Source organism: Streptomyces sp. NPDC111606 (genome assembly GCF_055656945.1).
Genome location: NZ_JBVKBY010000002.1, coordinates 580,446 through 599,154, shown reverse-complemented (window position 1 = coordinate 599,154; position 18,709 = coordinate 580,446). Strand labels below are relative to the sequence as shown.

Here is an 18,709-nt window from a genome sequence, read left to right as displayed (position 1 = left end):
ACGACACCGGGGTGTGGCCAAGCTGAGCGGCCTGGCTGGCGCGGTAGAGGATCTATATGGCTAGATTAAATCTTTGGCCGGTGGAGCCGAAAGGGCCACGCAAGTCGCTTCGCTGGTGGATCGCTGACCGGTCAGCCTTCTTACTCGTATCTCTCTTGGTTGTCGGGCTGACTCTTGTCGCTTTTATTGTGACGCTCCTGCAAACGATCACTATGAAATCATCCAGAAGCCTAGGCGACAGGATTCAGGACAGCAGGGAGATTTCTCGATTAACTCAGCAATCCCTTCAGGCTTGCATGGGCTCGGGGAGTCTTGATATCCAAAAGGGCAACGAGGCTCACGAGCTGCTATCCACTTTCACTTCGATCGTAGGACTTTTGGTGCCCGCTCTCGTCATCTCTGTGGCCTTCATCAAGATATATACGTTGACGGCCTTTGTTTGGAGGAAGCGTGCGAGTATTAGCCCGTCGCTCGCTGACGTGAGCGCGACGCGCCCGACCGATGCTGTAATTGCAATTCGATTCTACTGTCGAGCTAGTAACCTAAGGCTCGCAAATTTGCGAGCTGAAGTTTGGCTGAGTTATAAAGACAGGGACCCGCGTAGCGGTTTTCCAAGGAGCATCAACAAAGGCCTGAAGGTATATCAAAGCGACGGTGAGCTAGGGGATGATCGAGTCTGGCATCGGACGGATGCTAGCAGCGCATTTACCCTCTACATTCCCGTGGGTGAGCCAACGGGGAATTTTCCGATCGAGTGGATCCAGGGCTCATCTTTCGCCGGAGAGCAAGCGGAGATCAGGGTTCGACTAACCGCTTATGCAATTCCTCTTAGTGTGCAGATAGTTGACGAGCGGGCCTATCGACTCTCCGCTTATGCTGACGAGGTTGAATTTGGAAGTTTTGTAACCATGTGGCCTCCTGAAGTGCGGGACTGGAGGCGCTTCAATTCTGTGGAATAGATTCGTTCCATTCGGCGCAAATTGAGACGTCGCTACCTCGAAGGGGTGCACGCCGTCCCTCTCAGCTTCCCACGCTCAGCGAGCCGGGCGAGGAGTCGCAGGTAGCTACAGAGTCTGCTTATCCAAGCCAGCGCAGGGCAGTGGCTCGTGGCCCCTTCTGCCCTTCGTCGGGATAGAAAGCCACCGAGACGCCCGGGGCGAGGTAGGGCCACTCTGCTTCGTCCAGCAAATCTTTGAGATGGAAGAAATAGTCCCTTCCCCAGGAGCGAGTGAAGCCAAACAATTTATCTGGCGGAATGTTTGTGACTTGTCCGACTCTGCGTTCCAGCAGATTCGGATCAATTGATCGCAATCGATCCTTGAGGCGAGCGGAAAAGTTTTCAAGGCTTCCAATAAGGAAGTCGTCGTCTACTCGCCGAAGAAGTCCTTCGCTAATGTCGACCAACTGTGCGATTCGATCTTCGGGTTCCCCGCTTAGCATCTCCATCCGCCCCGATTCTACGAGGTTGACCGCGACCTCTATGATCTCTACGGCGGCGTCGAGCTGTGCGCTTCTGATTCTCTTCTCAGCCTCATAAACTCCGGCGCGTGCTCCCATCGCCATTGCGGCAGAACCCTCGTGTGTATCCGGCTTGAGCGTAATAGCGTGGGAGGCGCTAGTAATCGCAGCTTCAAAGTCTCCAAGCTGAATGTGGGCCCAAGCGATTTCATTCACCACAATAGGTGGAACTTGGGCGAGGGTAGCCGCCTTTTGGAGAAGTTTAAGACCCAAAGTTAGGTCCACTGCTTCGTTAACCAGGAAGGACCCGTAGAGATAGCTCAGTGTGGCTGACTCGGGTGTAAGCTCATATGCCCGTTCGTATGCGGCGCGGGCCGCTGTCACGTCACGCAGGCCGGTTTGGATATATGCCTCAACGCGCCAGGACTCGTGATACCCGGGCGAAAGTTTCTGGGCTTCGTGGCAGATCAACAATGCGCCGTCCGCGTCACCCCGATCGTAGCTCCGCAAGGCATCACGAAGAAGACGGGCCGTGCTGAAGTCTCCTGGTCCCTGAATATCAAGTGTCTGAGGATCGTATGGGGATGCGGTGCTTTCCGCCTGTAGCCTCATGCCTAGATCGGACAAATCTCGGCTACGCCCTTCGTACGTCGCCCGTTCAAGCGATCCGACCGAGTGCCGCTTGTCCAGGTACTGCTTGCCGAAATCTGTGAGTTGGTACGTCGTTTCAGTGGTTTGGCCCGTTGATGTTCCCTGCATCTGAATGAAGTTTGTGGTAATCAATTCCAGCAAACTCGATTGAATGTCTCCCGCAGAATAGTTGTTGAGGAAGGCGAGTTCGGCTTGACTCCGCCGCCCCGGAAGTACCTGCATGGATCGCAGAACTGACCGGGCATTTTCTTTGAGGTGTCCGTACACGTTGGACATGCAGAATTCAAGAAGAAGATCGTTCTCGTGGAGAAGCTCTTCAGGCCGCTTGCCGGACTGCACGCCAGCCACGAACCAACGGATGTATGCAGGGTGTCCCTTCATTGCCTGCACCATACTATTCAAGATTGGCGGACGGAGGTTCTGCAGAGTCTCCACGTTACGAACTCTGGCAAGTTTCAGAAGTAGGCGCGTTGAATCATCGTTTGACAGGGGGGCCAAGGAAACAGGATTTTCGATCCCCAACCCAATGCGACTCGTAATGATTACTTTGCTCCCCATTGGGAGGTCGAGAAGGAAGTCGCGTAGACGCTGATCCAGAACAGTTTCCATGTTGTCCAAGATCAGCAGCACTTTGAAGTGCTCCAAGTATGAAAGAACTTCAGCCACTGGGTCGGCCGCCTCTTTGGCCTCACTGCCGCCTAGCTGCTCGGCTGCTGAAGCGAAAAGGCCCAGGGAGTTCTCGATGGCACCGCTAATGCGCTGAATTTCGTTAACAGTGAGGATGGTCGCTTTTGCGGTTACCCATACAAGCGCATCGAATGGGTTCCGTGGGTCGTCGAGCAGTTCATATGCGGCCTTCAGTGCAATGGATGTCTTTCCGATTCCGCCGTCACCCAGAATCGAGACAACCGGGTACGCGCCCTTGATCGCCTTTTTGATCCGATCAAGTTCTGCGCGGCGGCCGAAAAAGCCAGTCTCGTCGAATTCGGGAGCGGGGAGATTGTGTTGAGGAGCCGTATCTGGGTCTGTCACCAGATTAATGGTCAACCCCAGAACGTATGCTGGATCCTCCTGAAGTTTTGCGAGAGTGTTGCTCAGCTTTTCCCAGAAAGATGGGGCTGCTGAATAGATGTTCCTCGCTACATCGTGCACAACTGCGAGATCGTCGATCTCCATCGGTCGAGTGTGAGCGACCCTATTGCGCACCTGTGTCAACTTATTCAGGTGTGGCGCAAAAATCCGCATGGACTCCTGCACCTGCTCAGGCAGACCCTTCTTGTATTTTGACAGCACTTCGTAGGATTCGGCGAAATCCAAGTAGGGGGTCAAGCTGGCGATCGTGAACTTTTGCTGGCTGCCCAGTTCGCGGGTAATTCGACTCACCGATCGCTCATAACGAGCCTCACCGAGCACGGCGCGAGGATCCTCGCCTTCGGTATTTTCCTCCAGGATTGCGCTTCGCAAGTCCTCTTCCATGGCGGAAAGAAGCGCGAAGCAGGTAAGGCGAGTGGCGCTCGAACTCATGTCTCCCCCAAAAAAAGCCCATGTAGATCGTTCTCGCGAGGCAAGGAGGTCATTCTAGATGACCAATGCGTGACCTGTCTTACAACTGACCTGGAATACATCCATGCCCACACCCGCCAAGCAGTACTCGCCGCCAGGCGGGCTGACGTGTGAGCGCCGTAGGGGGCTGGGTCAGCGGACGGCGGCAGGTGTCGCAGGATCGCTGGCCATCGCAGCCAGAGAGCCTGGTGCCCGAGGCAGATTAAAGGCGCCGAGACGGAACTTGTGAGGCGACGGTGAGGGGACCGAACGATGCGGGACGGTCGGACGCCGGCCTGACGAATCTGCCCGTGGTCTCAGTTCCGGTCTCAGTTGACCTTCACGCCGGGACGGTCCGCTGATATCCACGCCCGTCCGGCATGGCGGCTGAACAGGCGCGCAAGACCCGTGGCGGACGCCCGCGGACGCCCCCGGACCAAGATCGGACAACTCGTAATGCGTAGGTCTCGGGTTGGAATCCCGAAGCCGGCCTCAGTGCTAGCCGATGCGAGCGCGGCACGCCTCACCCTCCTCTCTGCTGCCGGTCGTCGACTTGAAAGGCTTCACGCCCTCATCCGACCAGTGCGGATACAGCAGTCAGCCACCTCACGTTGGGGGGCCAAACGGGGGGCCAAACTAGGTAGCGCCACCCGGATCGTCCCGGACGGTGATGGACAGCTCTGACGCCAACACGTGCAGGTCAGTAGCCCAGAAGCACGGTCACGAAGGCCCTGATCGCGTTCGGGACGAAGAGGTCGTAGCCTCCTACTCGGAGAGTGAAGCGCCAGGGCAGACGCCTCTTGGTCGAGGCTGCATCACTCTCATTCCAGTCGGCTGCTGCGTCTCAGTCCCCCAAAAGGGGACGTAGCCAGCCGGCGAGACGCGAAATCCACAGGAATCCATGTTGGGCAGGCATGCTCGATGCATGAGCGAAGGCGGCCAAGAGCCGGATGCCAGTCAGCGCTGGTGGCGGCATCTGTGGCCGTGGCTTGCGGGTTTGACCGCTGCAATCATCAGTGGCGTCGTGGTCGCGTGGATTACTGGGCTATTCGAACCCGACCCGTCACCCTCGCCCAAACTCACCAGCGAGAAGTCCATCAGCCTCTTCTCTAGTCGCGGCGACCTTCAAAGCCCTTACGAGCGGGACAAGACCTTCGCGGCAGCCCAATGCCCGGGCCGATCTCGACTGTCCAGCGATCCCGAGGCACTTCGGTGTTTCGCAGGCAACACCATCCTTGACCCCTGTTGGGCCTACGTACCTGCCGCTGCATGCATCAGCTCCCCTTGGGACACCGGCGCAACCAAAATTGAGCAGGTCACAGTGACAGCCGGTCCCCCGCCGACCAGCGAGCTACGAACGGTGCCGTGGGCCCTTACACTCCGCGATCCGGCGAGCGGGGCGACGCTGCGTTGCGCAGGCCTGCCCGGTGCACAGCGCACCGTGGTTGGCAAGCGAATCAATTGGGAGTGCAAGGGTAAGACCGGCGAGCTAGTCGGGTGGGGCGTGGGCTCACCCATGCGTTCCGACGAGAAGCCGTGGACCGTGCTCTACATCCCGGAAGGCTCCTCCGAAGTACGCCGCGCCGACGTCCTCACCTACTGGCACTGAGCTGAGAAGATCTGGCCACCCTCTCTCAGATGCCCTGCACTGAGGTTGGCCAGCGCAGCCCTCCAAGGCGCTATGCGGTCGTCGCGCGGATGTCTTCGAGGTGGGCTGTTTCTGCGCCGTTGCCTTCTTGGCCGCGGTCTTCTGGCTGGATCACCGGATCACCGGATCACCGGATCACCCCCAGATACTCCCGTACATTTTCGAGAAGATCCGGACAGGGCAATCAAGCATCTCTCCTATGACCCATTGAAACTGCTCAGATAACCCGTCGGAGAGTTGGCTTCCGAACATTGCTGCGATTATGACAGCCGGGAAGCCGAAAACGATCAGAAGGGCGATCAGAAACAAAGCGAAAGCTTCGGCTGCGGCTACGGCGATCAGCGCCACGGGCAGCATGATCGCAGAGGCCACCAACTTGACAACCATACTGAATACCCCGTCCCCCGACGGCCCGTAACCGGCCACACGCTCGGAGAGCAGTGTAGGGGCGGTGCACCCGGGAGGCCCTGCCGCATGGTCCATTTACGCTTTCTGCCTGCCAGCGCCTACTGGCGGACGTAGGCTCCGTCGGGCGGACGAGAGAGCAGACGGAGACCATGGAGTCGTACACGCTCCGGCCTGGTCGGCTTTCTGCCTATCAAAGTCCCGCCGCGACTTACCACCGTTGCGCATACGGCCCTAGAGGACTCCGCAGCATTCCCATGGCGCGGACGCGTTCCCGTGATCTATTCCGTAGCCACTCTTGATTCGATTACGATCATGGCTCACGACGGGCTGCAAGATGGCTAGGCCGGATAGTAAGGGTGCCTGCTGCTTGGGAAGGGTTGCCCCAGGTGTCCCCGAACGAGCTAGGGACCACTCCCTACGCGCTGCGTGGCCGTCGCGTCGTTGTCTTCTTCGCCGTGGTCTTCCTCGTGGGCGTCTTCTTGGCGGGCTGCTTCTTCGCTGTTGTCTTGGCCGTGGTCTTCTTCTTCGGCATCTCGTGTACGTCGGCCCGGCCCGTGCCGCGGGCGGCTTGTGCCTTGGCCACGGATTCGTTGAGGGCGGTCATCAGGTCAAGCACCTTGCCGCCCGTCTCTTCGGGCGCGGGCGCCTGGGGCAGGGGTTTGTCGTCCCGTTTGGCTTCGATCACCTGGACCAGGGCGTCGGTGTAGGTGTCGCGGAAGAGTTCGGGATCGTCCAAGTCGTCGCGGGTCATGCTGTCCATGAGGGCCAGTGCGCCGTCGATCTCGTCCTCAGTCAGTTCCACCGGCTCGGGCAGCAGCACGGCGGGGTCGCGGATCTCGTCGGGCCAGCGCATGGCGTGCAGCACGATCACGTCGTCCTTCACGCGCAGTACGCCCAGGCGTTCCCGCCCGGACCAGGCGTACTTGGCGATGGCGACCTTCGATGAACGGCCAAGAGCCTGAACGAGAAGCCGGTAGGGCTTGGCCGCTACCTGGCCGGAGGGCTGGAGGTAGTAGCCCTCGCCGATCCGGATGGGGTCGATGGAATCCAGCGGTACGAAGGCCTCGATCTCGATCGCCTTGGCGGTCGGCAGGGGGATCTCGCGCAGTTCCTCGTCGCTGATCGGGATGACCTGTTCCTTGGTCAGCTGGTAGCCCTTGCCGATCTCGGCCTGCGCGATCTCGCGGTCCTCGATGTCGCAGTACTTGCGCACGCGGACCCGGCCCATGTCTTCCAGGTGGTACTGGTGGAATCGGATGCTGTGGTCCTCGGTGGCGCTGACCACGTTGATCGGCACCGTGACCAGGCCGAAGCTGATGGCACCTGACCAGATCGATCGGGGCATGACTGACCTCCGCGATTGCCCCGAGCAACATCAGCCTACGACGCCACAGCCATCCCGCCAGGCGTGCCGCTACAAGCCTGGGGCCTGGCGCAGGTCCAGGAAGCAGCGCAGCCGCACGCCCGGCTCTCCGGGTACTCGTGTCGTTCGTTCCGCTGGCGCGAGAGCGCAGCGTCCGGCGAGCAGTTGCTGGACGGCGAAGGCGGTCGCGTCGTCGGCGGCCGCGACCTCGACCACGGCCAGTCCCGGCTCTGCTACATGTGTTTCGTTGATCGGCCTCATGGACGGCACCACGCGGTGGCGGCCCTGGGTGGTTCTGCGATCGGGAGTGCTTCACCCAACTGGGTGCCCGACCGGCGATGCGGGGGTCAGGGGCGGTTGCTGGCCATGCGTACGTTGGGGCCCCACTTCTCTTTCGCCGCTGCCATGCACCACTGGCACAGCGGGCTGCCGCCGCGGCCGTAGCGGTGGGTCTTGCGATGGCACGCGCAGCACGGGCCGACCTGGTCGCCGGAGCAGGCGAGCGCGGACGGGTCCGGCTCGGTGATCCGGGGCGGGGGTGTGGTCATCGTGTGGGTCCTGTTCCGGGTGACGGTCATGCGTCACCGCGGTCGAAGAATACGCCCCGGATGCCGCGGTTGTTCGATCTTGCGTGCCGGGCGTGAAGGGCCTGCGCTGCGCAGCCGGGATAAGTCGAGGATGTGCAGCCGGGTGTCGGGGTCGCAGTGGGTGCACGCTTCGAGGCCTGCGACGAGGAGCTGGCGGGCTTCGTCGCGGCTGACCGCGCGGCGCCGCTTGCCCGCGATGTAGCAGTCGCCGGCGTGGACCTGCACGGGGGTGCGGTCGGCGCCGATGCCGAGTTCGACGATCCAGTCCGGCCGCTCCGGCCGATTGCGCCGGCCGTGCTCCTCTTCGGCCTGGCGCCGCTGAACGGCTGCGATCTTGCGGTCGATGCGCTCCACCCAGAGGGCATGCCAGACACGCAGCGTATGGAGCCGCTCCAGGTCGGGCGGCAGATCGTCGAACACATTTTTGATTCTATGCCCGCGATCCGGCCTGTCACCCTCGCGTGTTCGATTTTACGTTCGATAACGTGCGGTGTGGGAGGTGAGGGTGATGACCAAAGACGGAACGGCTCCCCGGGTGTCGACGGTGATGCATGTGCGCTGCCCGGACCGGCTGCCGGAGGAGGCCTACCGGCAGGTCCTGGAGCTGCTCGCAGAGTTCTCCCCGGTCGTGCAGGCGCTGCCGCCCACGGCTGCCCTGGTGGAACTGAAGGGCGCGCTGCGCTACTACGGCACGGACACGCACCGACTGGGCGAGGTCCTGCGCGTACGTTCCCTCTCGCGCCTGGGTGTCGACGTAAGGGTCGGCATCGGCCCCTCGATCACGGTCGCGGCCACCGCCTCCGCCCAGATCCCACAGCCCGGCGGAGTCCTGGCCGTCGAAACCGGCGAGGCCGGCGCGTGGCTGGCCCCGCTGCCGGTCGACGCCCTGCACGGCATCGGCCCCCGCCAGGCCGAAACGCTGATCGACTACGGCATCCACAGCGTCGGCCTGCTCGCCGCCGTGCCGCCGGCCACGGTGCAGCGACTGCTGGGCGGCCGCGCCGGCCGCACCGCCGCCGACCGGGCCCGCGGCATCGACCCCCGACCCGTCGTCCCCCGCGCCCTGCCCGCGGCCGCGACCGTCCGGTGGAGGTTTGCCCAGCACACGCTGGACGGCGCCGACGCCCGCGCCGCCCTCCTCGACCTCGTTGTGAGCCTCGGGCAACTGCTGCGCGGCCGCGACCAGGCGGCCCGTGCGCTCACCCTCACACTGACGTTCGCCGGTGGCGGCCGCTGGGAGAAGACCCGTCGCCTCGCCGAACCGTCCGGACACGACGACGACCTGCGCCTCATCGCCTACCAGCTCATGGACGCGGCCGGCCTGCAACGCGGACGCCTGACTGCGCTGGCCCTCAAGGGCGAGGACCTCATCGACGCCGACCAAGTCGCAACCCAGATCACCTTCGACGAAGCCCGCGAGTGCCGACTCATCGCCGAAGCGGCCATCGACCGCGTCCGCGACAAGTTCGGCCCCCGCATCATCGGCCCCGCCACCGTCTTCCGCCGCGCCTCGTGACCCGAGCCGCTCCTGGAGGTCAGTTGTGGTCCTCAACCCGCCCGGGCTCGCGCTCGATTCGGCACAGCGCTGCCGCACTGGCCCTCCATAGAGGACTTGCTGCTGCGCCGGCGCAATCGCCCCCAAGACATGGTGAGCGCCCGGAGCCGCCCATGAGTGTCGCGTACATCCATATCCCGGGCAACGACTCACACTGAAGACCCTCCGGGAGTATCTACGCGCATCCACCTGCCAAGCTCAACCAGCACCTCTGACGGAGTGTCAACATCCGTTTGACCAGGGCAGATTAGTCAGATTGTCCTACCAAATACTTCGTTGGTGAGTATCGCCACAAACACCTGTTTCGGTTGGGCGTTTCGCTGAGACCTGAGTCACTATCCATCCCACGAGACAGCCTCGCTACCTGAACGGCGGGGCGGTCCGGGGCGGACGTCGAGTCCTGCCGTCGCCCCGGATTCAGTCGATCACACGGAGACGGCAGGAGTGGGGGACCCAGCATGACGGGTCGCTGGAACGACCAAGCCACGGTCGGGACGAGCAGCCCTTGGGGTGAAGCCGTGGGCACCACGGCCGGGCAACTTCGCCAGCCCGAATCCGACAGGTCATCCTTCACAGGCGACTGACGAAGGCAGAGAAAGCCATGACGGCAACGCAGAACGGCTCCCAGGCCTCGGGGGCTGGTTCCGGTTCCAGCGGCGGGAACGGGGACGACGGATCAAAAAAGATCCGGAAGTTCGAGGCTGTGATCATCATCCTGGTGGGGATCATCGGTGGCGGCACCGCTGGCGTCCTCCGAAGGACAATGGATCACGCCTCGTACTACGGGGCGATCAGCACGGGCGTAGTGGCAACGATCGTGCTGTCCGGCTTCATCTTCGGAGTCATCAGGTACGTCCGCAAGGAGTCGTAGTCGGTACCTACTGCCAAGAGTTTTGACTAGTCCCCACCACCAAGCAGGGACGACAGCGGAGCGGCCCCTAGGCGGCAACCCCGCGAAAGGGCGCTCGTAGTAGTGAGAGGTCTTGGTCCCCAGACCAAGACCTCTTTTTCATGATCGGTAACAGCCACCCGACCTTGCGAACTCCGAAGGAAGGCGCTACCACGCTCGCCACGAAGCTGGGCCGTCGGTGGGCCGTCCGAGAACGGCCCAGGACGACAAACGGCAACCATCATCGACTGCAACCTCGCAGGTCCCCGCCAAGTGCAGGTACAACTCCCCACCATGCCAAGGCAGTCGATCACTACGAGCGCTACTGAGCGCCCCCTTGTTGACCCCCTCTTTACCTGTCACTCTGAGAGTCCCCCCACTTGTGAATTTGTGAAACAATGAACAAACGGTGCGGGGGCACTTCAGGAGGTGGCTCCATCCATGCTCGTACGTGACGCCATGAGCACCGTGGTCCTCACCATCGGCCCCACCCACACCCTTCGCCAGGCTGCCGCGCTGATGTCCGCTCGTCGGATCGGCGCGGCCGTGGTCCACGACCCCGATGCCGGCGGTATCGGCATCCTCACCGAACGCGACATCCTCAACTCCGTCGGCCTCGGACAGAACCCGGACGCCGAGCGCGCCCACGACCACACCACCAACAACGTCGTGTTCGCGGCCCCGTCATGGACCCTGGAGGAGGCGGCCCGCGCCATGGCGCACGGCGGCTTCCGGCATCTGATCGTCCTGGACCACGAGGAACCCGTGGGCATCGTCTCGGTCCGCGACATCATCCGCTGCTGGGCACCCGCACGGCAGCACGTGCCCGCCTAGGACGCCGGATGGGCCGGACCCCCGAAGGGGCCCGGCCCACCGGCCACGGCAAGCGGTCCAGTGCTGGTTGTCGTTTCAGCCGCGCAGGGCCTGGACCGCGGCCTCCAGCCGCTTGCCGAAGTCCTCGTCGGCCTGACGGAAGTTGCCGATCGCCCGCTCGGTGATGTCCTCGCGCGAGACCTGCGCGAGGGCACCTGCCAGGTTGGCGATCAGGCGCTCCCTCTCGTCCTCCGACATCAGGCGGTAGAGGTTGCCCGCCTGCACGAAGTCGTCGTCCTCGGCGTGCACGGGCGCCTCGTGGTTACCCGTGCCGGCCGTGAAGCCGGCGAACGGCTGCCACAGCGGACGGCCGGTCTGGGCCGGGCCGCCGAAGCTGTTCGGCTCGTAGTTCTTCGCGCCGCCGTGGCGACCGTCGTACAGGAAGCCGTCGCGGGAGTTGGTGCGCGCCTCGGTGGCGTGCGGGCGGTTCACCGGTAGGTGGTCGGCGTTGATGCCGACGCGGTAGCGGTGGGCGTCGCCGTACGCGAAGAGGCGGCCCTGGAGCATCTTGTCCGGGGACGGGCCGATGCCCGGCACAAAGTGGGCGGGGCTGAAGATCGACTGCTCGACCTCGGCGAAGACGTTCTGCGGGTTGCGGTTGAGCTCCAGCCTGCCGATCTCGATCGGCGGGTAGTCCTCGTGCGGCCACACCTTGGTGAGGTCGAACGGGTTGAAGCGGTACGTCGCCGCGTCCGCCGCCGGCATGATCTGCACCTGCACGGTCCAGCTCGGGAACTCACCGCGCTCGATGGCCTGGCGCAGGTCACGCTGATGGGAGTCGGGATCCTCACCGGCGAGCCCGTTCGCCTCGGCCTGGGTGAGGTTCCTGATCCCCTGGTCGGTCTTGAAGTGGTACTTGACCCAGAAGACCTCGCCGGCCTCGTTGCTCCACTGATAGGTGTGCGAGCCGTAGCCGTTCATGTGGCGGTACGACGCCGGGATGCCGCGGTCACCGAACAGCCAGGTCACCTGGTGCGTCGACTCGGGCGACAGACTCCAGAAGTCCCAGACGTTGTCCGCCTCCTGGCTTCCCGTGTACGGGTCGCGCTTCTGGGTGTGGATGAAGTCCGGGAACTTGATGGCGTCCTTGATGAAGAACACCGGGGTGTTGTTGCCGACGAGGTCGTAGTTGCCCTCCTCGGTGTAGAACTTCAGCGCCCAGCCGCGCGGGTCGCGCACGGCGTCCGCCGCGCCCAGGCTGCCGGCCACCGTCGAGAAGCGCAGGAACGTCTCCGTCCGCTTGCCGACCTCGGAAAGGAACGCGGCGCGCGTGTACGGGGTGACATCGGCGGTCACCGTGAAGGTGCCGTAGGCGCCGGCGCCGCGGGCGTGCACCACCCGCTCCGGAATGCGCTCCCGGTTGAAGTGGGCGAGCTTCTCCAGCAGGAGCTGGTCCTGGACGAGGACCGGGCCGCCGGCGCCCGCGGTCTCGCTGTTCTGGTTGTCGGCAACCGGAGCACCGGCCTCCGTCGTAAGCGGTCCCTGGATCACGTGCGCCTCCTGCGTTGGTACGAGCGACTCCGGCCACTCCTGCCCCATGAGCCAAAGTCGATCTCGATCCTATCTTGGACTTTATCTAAGTCAAGCCATGCTCCAAAGTCACATCCATTCGGAAGCTGGTCCTGCTGCTGTTAAGGTGTTCTGCATGAGTGACCTTCTGGAACGGCTGCGCGGACGCGGATGGCGGATGACCGCGCAGCGGCGTGTCGTGGCCGAGGTGCTCGCCGGCGATCACGTCCACCTGACGGCCGACGAGGTGCACGCCCGTGCCGTCGCCAAGCTGCCCGAGATCTCCCGGGCGACCGTCTACAACACGCTGGGCGAGCTGGTCACCCTCGGCGAGGTGCTCGAGGTCTCCACCGACAAGCGCGCGAAGCGGTACGACCCGAACGCCCACCGGCCCCACCACCACCTGGTCTGCGCCCAGTGCGGCTCCATCCGGGACGTCCACCCGACGGGCAACCCGATGGCCGACCTCCCCGACTCCGAGCGCTTCGGCTTCACGGTCTCGGACGTCGAGGTGACGTACCGCGGCCTCTGCCCGAACTGCACCAAGGCCTAGCGGCCACCCCCTGAGCCCCGGCACCGGTGAGTGCCGGGGCTTTGTGCTGCCCGCTCGCACACGCTTTTTGAAGCGGACGGGGTTTCTGAATCTGACGGGTTTCCGAATCTGACGGGTCGTCATATGGTCAACGGCATCCCCCATGCATCACCCACACGTCCGTTCCGCACTCCGCGAGGAGACCGAAGTGGGAGAGCCGTATCCGCAGAATCAGTCGAATCCACCGAGCACCGCGCTCAAGGCACGTGACCTCACCCGCGCCTTCGGCCGAACCCCCCACACGATCGACGCTCTCGGCCCCCTCGATCTGACCGTCGCCCCCGGCGAGTTCGTCTGTGTCGTGGGCCCCTCCGGCTGCGGCAAGTCGACCCTGCTGCGCATCGCCGCCGGCCTGCTCCGCCCGAGCACGGGCACCCTGGAGATCCGTACGTCCAGCAGCCGCCCGGCCGCCATGATCTTCCAGGACTACGGCATCTACGACTGGAAGACCGTCCGCGCGAACGTCCGCTTCGGCCTGGACGTCCAACGCGTCCCGCGCCGCGAGGCGAACGCCCGTGCCGACGATTGGTTGGCCCGCATGGGCCTGTCGGACTTCGCGGCCGCCTACCCGGCCGCCCTCTCCGGCGGCATGCGCCAGCGCGTGGCGATCGCGCGGGCGCTGGCCGTGGAGCCCGAACTGCTGCTGATGGACGAGCCATTCGCCGCGCTCGACGCCCAGCTCCGCACGATCCTCCAGGACGAACTCCTGGACATCACCCAGTCGCTGCGGACCACCACGCTCTTCATCACCCACAGCCTGGAGGAGGCGATCGTCCTCGGCGACCGGGTACTGGTCATGTCCGCCCGCCCGGGCCGGATCATCGCCGAGCACCGCCCGCCGTTCGCGCGCCCGCGCACCGGCGACATCCGCGCCACCTCCGAGTTCACCGCGCTGAAGAGCGAGTTGTGGGACCTGCTGCGCAAGGAGGCGGTACCGGCATGACGACACTCGCGAAGCCGCCCGCCGAGTCGGTCCTGGTCCGCCGCCCCGGCCCTCAGGAACTGCACCCGGCCCGCACCCACCGCCGCAGGCGCGCCCTGGAGCTGTCGCTGGCGCTCGCCGTCCCCCTCTTCCTCCTCCTGCTGTGGCAACTGGCCGCGTCCCAGGCCTGGATCGACGACCGCGTCTACCCGGCCCCCTCCACGATCCTCGCCGACGGCTGGGACCGGGCGGCGGCCGGCGACCTGTGGCCGGACGTGTGGGCGACGCTGAAACGCGTCCTGGCGGGATACGTGGTGGGCACGGCGGCGGGCTACGCCCTGGGCCTGCTGATGGGTTCCCTGTCTCTGATACGAGCGGCCCTGGAACCACTCCTGGACGCCCTGTATGTCGTACCGAAGCTGGCCCTGCTCCCCATCTTCCTGAACATGTTCGGCCTGGGCGAGGGCCCGCAGGTGGCCCTGGTCGCGGCCACGGTGTTCTTCTTCGTCTGGATCTCCACCATGTCCGCCGTCATGTCCATCCCCACCGGCCACCGCGACGCGGGCCAGGTCTTCGGCGCCTCGCGGTGGCAGATGTTCCGCCACGTCCTGCTGCCCGCCTCCCTGCCCGCCGTCCTGGTGGGGGCGCGTATCGCGGCCGGCGTGGCGGTCCTGGTCATCGTCGCGTCGGAGCAGATCGCCGCGACGAACGGCCTGGGCCATCTGATCTTCGATTCACGCGCCCTGTTCCAGAACGACGTGATGTTCGTCGGCATCGTCTGCGTCGCGATCCTCGGGGTTCTCTTCTCCGAACTGATCCGCTTCGCCGGCCGCCTGCTCACCCCCTGGGCACCGAGGGACCGCGGAAGGGGCCAGTCATGAAGCGGAGGACTGCACACGCATACGGCGCAGTCATCGCCGCCGCGGCACTGCTGGCGTCGGCGGCCTGCTCGTCCCCGTACGAGTCGGACTCCTCCTCGAACGCGGGCGCCGGACAGCGCACCATCCGCCCGGTGGAGGGCTGCGGCGAGAAATCCTGGACGGACCCGAAGGACCTCTCCCCGACCCGAACCCCGGCCCGCTGCCTCCCGGGCGCCCCTCCCCCACAGCCCGTGCCCGAGCCCCGCAAACTCACGATCGCGACCGGGACGCTGAGCGCCGAGTACGTCGCTCCTCTGCAAGTCGCTCTCGACAAGGGCGAGTTCAAGAAGGAGGGCCTGGACGTCACGCTGAAGGTCCTGCCGACCCCGGACGCGCTCCCGCTGCTGGCCAAGGGGGACATCGACGCCCTGTGGGCGGCCCCGGAGGCGGCAGTCATGAACGGCGTCAAGGGCGGCTTCGACATCAAGTGGGTCGCCGGTAACTTCTCGCCCGACCCGAAGTCGAAGAGCGGCCTGTGGGTGCGCCTGAAGGAGGGCGAGAGCGCGAGCCGCGTCGCCATGGCCGGCCGCAAGCTGGGCACGATGATCGGCAAGGGTTCGGTCATCGCGTACCCCATGGAGAAGGCCCTGGAGCAGCACGGTGGCGGCCTCGCCGACATCCAGTACCAGCAACTGGGCTCGGCCGACGTCCTCACGGCCCTGCAGAACGGCGGCGTCGACTCGGCCTGGCTCCTGGACCCGGTCTGGCGCAAGGTGGACGGCGAGCGGGGCTACGCCTTCCTGGGCGGTCAGCCACCGGGCGAACCACTGGGCGGCATGCTGTACGGCCGCACGCTGCTGCAGGACGACCTGGACGCGGGAGTCGCCCTGATCCGGGCCTACATCCGCACGGTGAACACCTACTTCGCGTCGGACTACAAGCAGGATGCGACCTTCGTCACATATCTCGCCAACATCCTGAAGTCGGACGAGTCCATCCTGCGATCCACCCCACCGCTCCGCATGGACTGGGAAATCCGCGCCGATACGACGACCCGCCTGCAGTCGGCGTACAAGGCGCAGGGGGTGGGGGAGGGAGACGCCCTCCCTGAGTCCCGGACGGTGAACCGGGCCCTGTACGAGGAGGCGGTGGGCCACGCACCCTGACACACCCCGGAATACACCTAGGGCCGGGACCCTTTCGGATCCCGGCCCTAGGCCTTCAGTAGCGGGGACAGGATTTGAACCTGCGACCTCTGGGTTATGAGCCCAGCGAGCTACCGAGCTGCTCCACCCCGCGTCGGTGAACTGAACATTACGTCAAGCATGCGGACAGAGGCAAATCGCTTGTCGTGGGGCCGGCCCCAGGGGTCTGGGGCCTTTCCATACCGGCCCGGCATCCCAGCCCGTCCGGCGTTTGAGGACGAGGCCGTTCGGCCGACAGCGGGGGTCTGGGGGCGGCAGCCCCCAGGTACGGGACGGGTAGGGGCGGCGGGGGCGAAACTCCCCGAGGGCAACCCCAACGCCGGGCCCCGAAAACGACCCCCGCTCCAACGATCCGCCCAGGCTCAGCGCAGCGTCACGCCGAGAGCTCCTCCCGCAGAGCGTCCCGCAACCGGCCCGCCCGCTCCGCAACCTCTCGCGGCCCAAGCGTCACGGCCCGGTCGGCCCACCGCTTCCCCTCCGCCAGCTCGCCACGACGCGCGTAGACCAGAGCGAGCCGCAAAGCCGACCGCCCGTGCCCGGCGTCGGCTGCCCGCGTCCACCACACGGCCGCCTCCGGCTCGCTCCCCTCCCGGGCCAGCAGCAGCCCGAGATTGAAGGCGCCGTTGCGAGACCCGGCCTCCGCGGCGGCCCGGTACCACCGGGCCGCCTCCACCACATCGCCCCGGGCCGCGGCGAGCATGCCCACCCGCACCTGGGCCCGCCGATGGCCCTGAGAGGCCGCCCGCTCGTACCACTCCTCGCACTCGGTCTTCTCGTGCGCCGGCTCCCCCAGCTCATGCGCAGGCTCCGGCGGGCGGCGCGCATCCAGCACGGTCGCCAGCCGGTACGCGGCCTCCGCGCTGCCGCCCCCGGCCGCACAGCGCAGATGCCGCTCGGCGGCGAGCTCGTCCCCGTCCCGCAGCCGCGCGATGCCGACCTGCAGCGCCGCCTCCGTGTGACCGGCCGCCGCGGCACGCTCGTACCACCGCAGCGCGGCCCGCTCCTCGCCCCGCCCGGCGTGCAGGATCCCCAGGTTGAAGGCGGCGTCCACGCTCCCGGCCTCGGCGGCCTTGGAGAACCACGGCTCGGCGCCCAGCGCGTCCCCGCCCTGCAGCAGCAGGATCGCCAGCGCGTTGGCCGCCTCGCGGTGCCCGGCGTACGCCGCACGCCGGTACCACTGCTCGGCCTGCGCGGTACGCCCCTGCTCGGCACAGAGCAGCCCGAGGTTGTACGCGCCGTTCACATCACCGGCGTCCATCGCGGCCCGGTACCACCGCTCGGCGGTCTGCGTCTGGCCACGCTCGGCGTGCAGCGCGCCCAGCGCGTTCGCCGCGTTGCCGTCGCCGTCCTGGGCGGCCCGCAGCCACCACACGGCGGCGCTCTCGGTGTCCCCCGCGTCCCGCAGCAGGAATCCGAGCGCGCAGGCTGCCCGCGCCTCCCCGTCCTTGGCGGACGTCAGATACCAGCGCCCGGCCTCCTTGAGCTCCCCGCGCTTCTCGAGGATCGCCCCGAGGTGCAGCGCGGCCCGGCGGTGGCCGCGCGCGGCGGCCTGCCGGTACCACTGCTCGGCCTCCGCCAGCAGCGACTCGTCCGGCGCGACACCGTTGTCGAGTTCGCCCTCCTCCGCCCGCACCGCCTGCCGGTCGAGCGCGCGCGCCAGCCGGTACGCCGCCTCCCGGTGCCCGCGCTCCGCCGCGGCCCGCATCCACTGCTCGGCCGTCCCGTCGCTGCGGTGCTCCAGCAGATCGGCGAGCGCGTAGGCGCCCAGCGCGTGTCCCTGCTCGGCGGACTGCCGCAGCCAGTACTCGGCCGCGGGCTCGTCGCCCCGCTCGCGGTGATGGCGCCCCAGCGCGTGCGCGGCCGCGGCCGACCCGGCGACGGCGGCGATCCGCCACCACCCGGCGGCCTCGTCGGCGTACCCGCGCTGGTGAAGAAGAACTCCCAGATTGTTGGCTGCGGCCCGGTCCCCGGCTGCGGTGGCGGCACGCAGATGAGCCTCGGCGCCGTCGAGATCACCGCGGCGCAGCAGCATGGCCCCGAGGACGCTCATCGCCTCGACGTCCCCGCTCTCGGCGGCGAGCCGCTGCCGCGCCTCCTCGGCGGCGTCCCCGGTCTCGTCCTGGTCCGTGGGCCGGTCGAGCGCGAACTCGCCGTCCGGCTGTGTGAGGTCACTCACCTGCTGCGAGAGGCCGCCCATCGGCTGGGAGGCACCGTCCGTGGACCGCACAAAATCGCCCGTCGGCTGCACAAAGTCGGCAGGCTGCACAAACCGCCCTGTCTCCAACAGAGTTGCCTTGTCCCCCATAACGTCCATCGTCGCACCACCTGCAACCTGGGTACACCTGGTATACCGCAGCCAGTGAGGTCACTTCAGCGTTTTGTCGACATGCCCACAGAGAGACAAGTCAAACACAGTTCCCCCAACTCCCCGAGGCGGCGCGACCGTCCAGCCTTGCGGCACATGCGTTCGCACACGACGAAGGCCCGGATCCTCAAGAGGATCCGGGCCTTCGCTGTCGTACGAAATATTCGCCGACTTCAGTAGCGGGGACAGGATTTGAACCTGCGACCTCTGGGTTATGAGCCCAGCGAGCTACCGAGCTGCTCCACCCCGCGCCGTTGTTCTGCAACCGTATCACGGCGCGAG

Annotated in this window: 15 protein-coding genes, 2 tRNA genes and 1 riboswitch; of the genes, 7 read left to right on the top strand and 10 right to left on the bottom strand. The window is 65.6% G+C overall.

Going from position 1 to position 18,709, the window contains the following annotated elements; genetic code table 11:
* Positions 1-1,077: 1,077 nt before the first annotated feature.
* From ACZ7M7_RS10545 to ACZ7M7_RS10520, 6 genes are all read right to left on the bottom strand, one after another.
* Positions 1,078-3,633, bottom strand: coding sequence for an NB-ARC domain-containing protein (locus ACZ7M7_RS10545; RefSeq protein ID WP_472114809.1), 2,556 nt, complete (start codon positions 3,631-3,633; stop codon positions 1,078-1,080).
* Positions 3,634-5,434: 1,801 nt separating this feature from the next.
* Positions 5,435-5,647, bottom strand: coding sequence for a hypothetical protein (locus ACZ7M7_RS10540; RefSeq protein WP_472114806.1), 213 nt, complete (start codon positions 5,645-5,647; stop codon positions 5,435-5,437).
* 475 nt (positions 5,648-6,122) lie between these two features.
* On the bottom strand, positions 6,123-7,052 hold the full coding sequence (ku, locus tag ACZ7M7_RS10535) for a non-homologous end joining protein Ku (protein ID WP_472114803.1): 930 nt from the start codon (positions 7,050-7,052) through the stop codon (positions 6,123-6,125).
* A gap of 69 nt (positions 7,053-7,121) precedes the next feature.
* Complete coding sequence (locus ACZ7M7_RS10530) at positions 7,122-7,331, bottom strand: DUF6207 family protein (protein WP_472114800.1); 210 nt, start codon at positions 7,329-7,331, stop codon at positions 7,122-7,124.
* Positions 7,332-7,417: 86 nt separating this feature from the next.
* Positions 7,418-7,618 carry a hypothetical protein gene (locus ACZ7M7_RS10525; RefSeq protein ID WP_472114797.1) on the bottom strand — a complete coding sequence of 67 codons (201 nt, stop codon included), beginning with the start codon at positions 7,616-7,618 and terminating at the stop codon, positions 7,418-7,420.
* Positions 7,619-7,651: 33 nt separating this feature from the next.
* Complete coding sequence (locus ACZ7M7_RS10520) at positions 7,652-8,077, bottom strand: DUF6233 domain-containing protein (RefSeq protein WP_472114794.1); 426 nt, start codon at positions 8,075-8,077, stop codon at positions 7,652-7,654.
* A gap of 88 nt (positions 8,078-8,165) precedes the next feature.
* On the opposite strand from ACZ7M7_RS10520, the gene ACZ7M7_RS10515 reads away from it, so the two are divergent.
* From ACZ7M7_RS10515 to ACZ7M7_RS10505, 3 genes are all read left to right on the top strand, one after another.
* Entirely contained in the window at positions 8,166-9,173 is a 1,008-nt protein-coding gene (locus ACZ7M7_RS10515; RefSeq protein WP_472114791.1) for a DNA polymerase Y family protein, read from the top strand.
* 496 nt (positions 9,174-9,669) lie between these two features.
* A riboswitch (cyclic di-AMP (ydaO/yuaA leader) is annotated at positions 9,670-9,806 on the top strand.
* A gap of 7 nt (positions 9,807-9,813) precedes the next feature.
* The gene (locus ACZ7M7_RS10510; protein WP_472114788.1) at positions 9,814-10,083 is read left to right on the top strand and encodes a hypothetical protein; all 270 of its coding nucleotides are present in this window, start codon (positions 9,814-9,816) and stop codon (positions 10,081-10,083) included.
* A gap of 459 nt (positions 10,084-10,542) precedes the next feature.
* A complete protein-coding gene (locus tag ACZ7M7_RS10505) occupies positions 10,543-10,935 on the top strand; it encodes a CBS domain-containing protein (protein WP_383602999.1) in 393 nt (130 codons plus the stop codon).
* Positions 10,936-11,010: 75 nt separating this feature from the next.
* On the opposite strand, the gene ACZ7M7_RS10500 is transcribed toward ACZ7M7_RS10505, so the two are convergent.
* Positions 11,011-12,513 carry a catalase gene (locus tag ACZ7M7_RS10500; protein WP_472114785.1) on the bottom strand — a complete coding sequence of 501 codons (1,503 nt, stop codon included), beginning with the start codon at positions 12,511-12,513 and terminating at the stop codon, positions 11,011-11,013.
* Positions 12,514-12,619: 106 nt separating this feature from the next.
* Between ACZ7M7_RS10500 and ACZ7M7_RS10495 the strand changes: the two genes are divergently transcribed.
* The 4 genes from ACZ7M7_RS10495 to ACZ7M7_RS10480 all read left to right on the top strand — a co-directional run bounded on the left by ACZ7M7_RS10495 (position 12,620) and on the right by ACZ7M7_RS10480 (position 16,023).
* Positions 12,620-13,036, top strand: a complete 417-nt coding sequence (locus ACZ7M7_RS10495; RefSeq protein ID WP_383603004.1) for a Fur family transcriptional regulator — start codon at positions 12,620-12,622, stop codon at positions 13,034-13,036.
* Between the two features lie 187 nt (positions 13,037-13,223).
* Entirely contained in the window at positions 13,224-14,018 is a 795-nt protein-coding gene (locus tag ACZ7M7_RS10490) for an ABC transporter ATP-binding protein (protein WP_472114782.1), read from the top strand.
* Positions 14,015-14,878 carry an ABC transporter permease gene (locus tag ACZ7M7_RS10485; protein WP_472114778.1) on the top strand — a complete coding sequence of 288 codons (864 nt, stop codon included), beginning with the start codon at positions 14,015-14,017 and terminating at the stop codon, positions 14,876-14,878. Before ACZ7M7_RS10490 ends, ACZ7M7_RS10485 begins: the two co-directional genes overlap by 4 nt.
* Positions 14,875-16,023, top strand: a complete 1,149-nt coding sequence (locus ACZ7M7_RS10480; RefSeq protein WP_472114775.1) for an ABC transporter substrate-binding protein — start codon at positions 14,875-14,877, stop codon at positions 16,021-16,023. Before ACZ7M7_RS10485 ends, ACZ7M7_RS10480 begins: the two co-directional genes overlap by 4 nt.
* Positions 16,024-16,082: 59 nt before the next feature.
* On the opposite strand, the gene ACZ7M7_RS10475 is transcribed toward ACZ7M7_RS10480, so the two are convergent.
* The 3 genes from ACZ7M7_RS10475 to ACZ7M7_RS10465 all read right to left on the bottom strand — a co-directional run bounded on the left by ACZ7M7_RS10475 (position 16,083) and on the right by ACZ7M7_RS10465 (position 18,678).
* Positions 16,083-16,156: transfer RNA gene (locus ACZ7M7_RS10475), tRNA-Met, on the bottom strand.
* Between the two features lie 279 nt (positions 16,157-16,435).
* The gene (locus ACZ7M7_RS10470) at positions 16,436-18,376 is read right to left on the bottom strand and encodes a tetratricopeptide repeat protein (RefSeq protein ID WP_383603015.1); all 1,941 of its coding nucleotides are present in this window, start codon (positions 18,374-18,376) and stop codon (positions 16,436-16,438) included.
* 228 nt (positions 18,377-18,604) lie between these two features.
* A tRNA-Met gene (locus ACZ7M7_RS10465) sits at positions 18,605-18,678 on the bottom strand.
* Between the last annotated feature and the right edge of the window lie 31 nt (positions 18,679-18,709).

Excerpts from the sequence above, each read along its gene's own strand:
- ACZ7M7_RS10545 (WP_472114809.1), bottom strand. The coding sequence starts at position 3,633 with ATGAGTTCGAGCGCCACTCGCCTTACCTGCTTCGCGCTTCTTTCCGCC.
- ku (WP_472114803.1), bottom strand. The coding sequence starts at position 7,052 with ATGCCCCGATCGATCTGGTCAGGTGCCATCAGCTTCGGCCTGGTCACG.
- ACZ7M7_RS10530 (WP_472114800.1), bottom strand. The coding sequence starts at position 7,331 with ATGAGGCCGATCAACGAAACACATGTAGCAGAGCCGGGACTGGCCGTG.
- ACZ7M7_RS10525 (WP_472114797.1), bottom strand. The coding sequence starts at position 7,618 with ATGACCACACCCCCGCCCCGGATCACCGAGCCGGACCCGTCCGCGCTC.
- ACZ7M7_RS10515 (WP_472114791.1), top strand. The coding sequence starts at position 8,166 with ATGACCAAAGACGGAACGGCTCCCCGGGTGTCGACGGTGATGCATGTG.
- ACZ7M7_RS10510 (WP_472114788.1), top strand. The coding sequence starts at position 9,814 with ATGACGGCAACGCAGAACGGCTCCCAGGCCTCGGGGGCTGGTTCCGGT.
- ACZ7M7_RS10505 (WP_383602999.1), top strand. The coding sequence starts at position 10,543 with ATGCTCGTACGTGACGCCATGAGCACCGTGGTCCTCACCATCGGCCCC.
- ACZ7M7_RS10500 (WP_472114785.1), bottom strand. The coding sequence starts at position 12,513 with ATGGGGCAGGAGTGGCCGGAGTCGCTCGTACCAACGCAGGAGGCGCAC.
- ACZ7M7_RS10495 (WP_383603004.1), top strand. The coding sequence starts at position 12,620 with ATGAGTGACCTTCTGGAACGGCTGCGCGGACGCGGATGGCGGATGACC.
- ACZ7M7_RS10485 (WP_472114778.1), top strand. The coding sequence starts at position 14,015 with ATGACGACACTCGCGAAGCCGCCCGCCGAGTCGGTCCTGGTCCGCCGC.
- ACZ7M7_RS10480 (WP_472114775.1), top strand. The coding sequence starts at position 14,875 with ATGAAGCGGAGGACTGCACACGCATACGGCGCAGTCATCGCCGCCGCG.
- ACZ7M7_RS10470 (WP_383603015.1), bottom strand. The coding sequence starts at position 18,376 with ATGGACGTTATGGGGGACAAGGCAACTCTGTTGGAGACAGGGCGGTTT.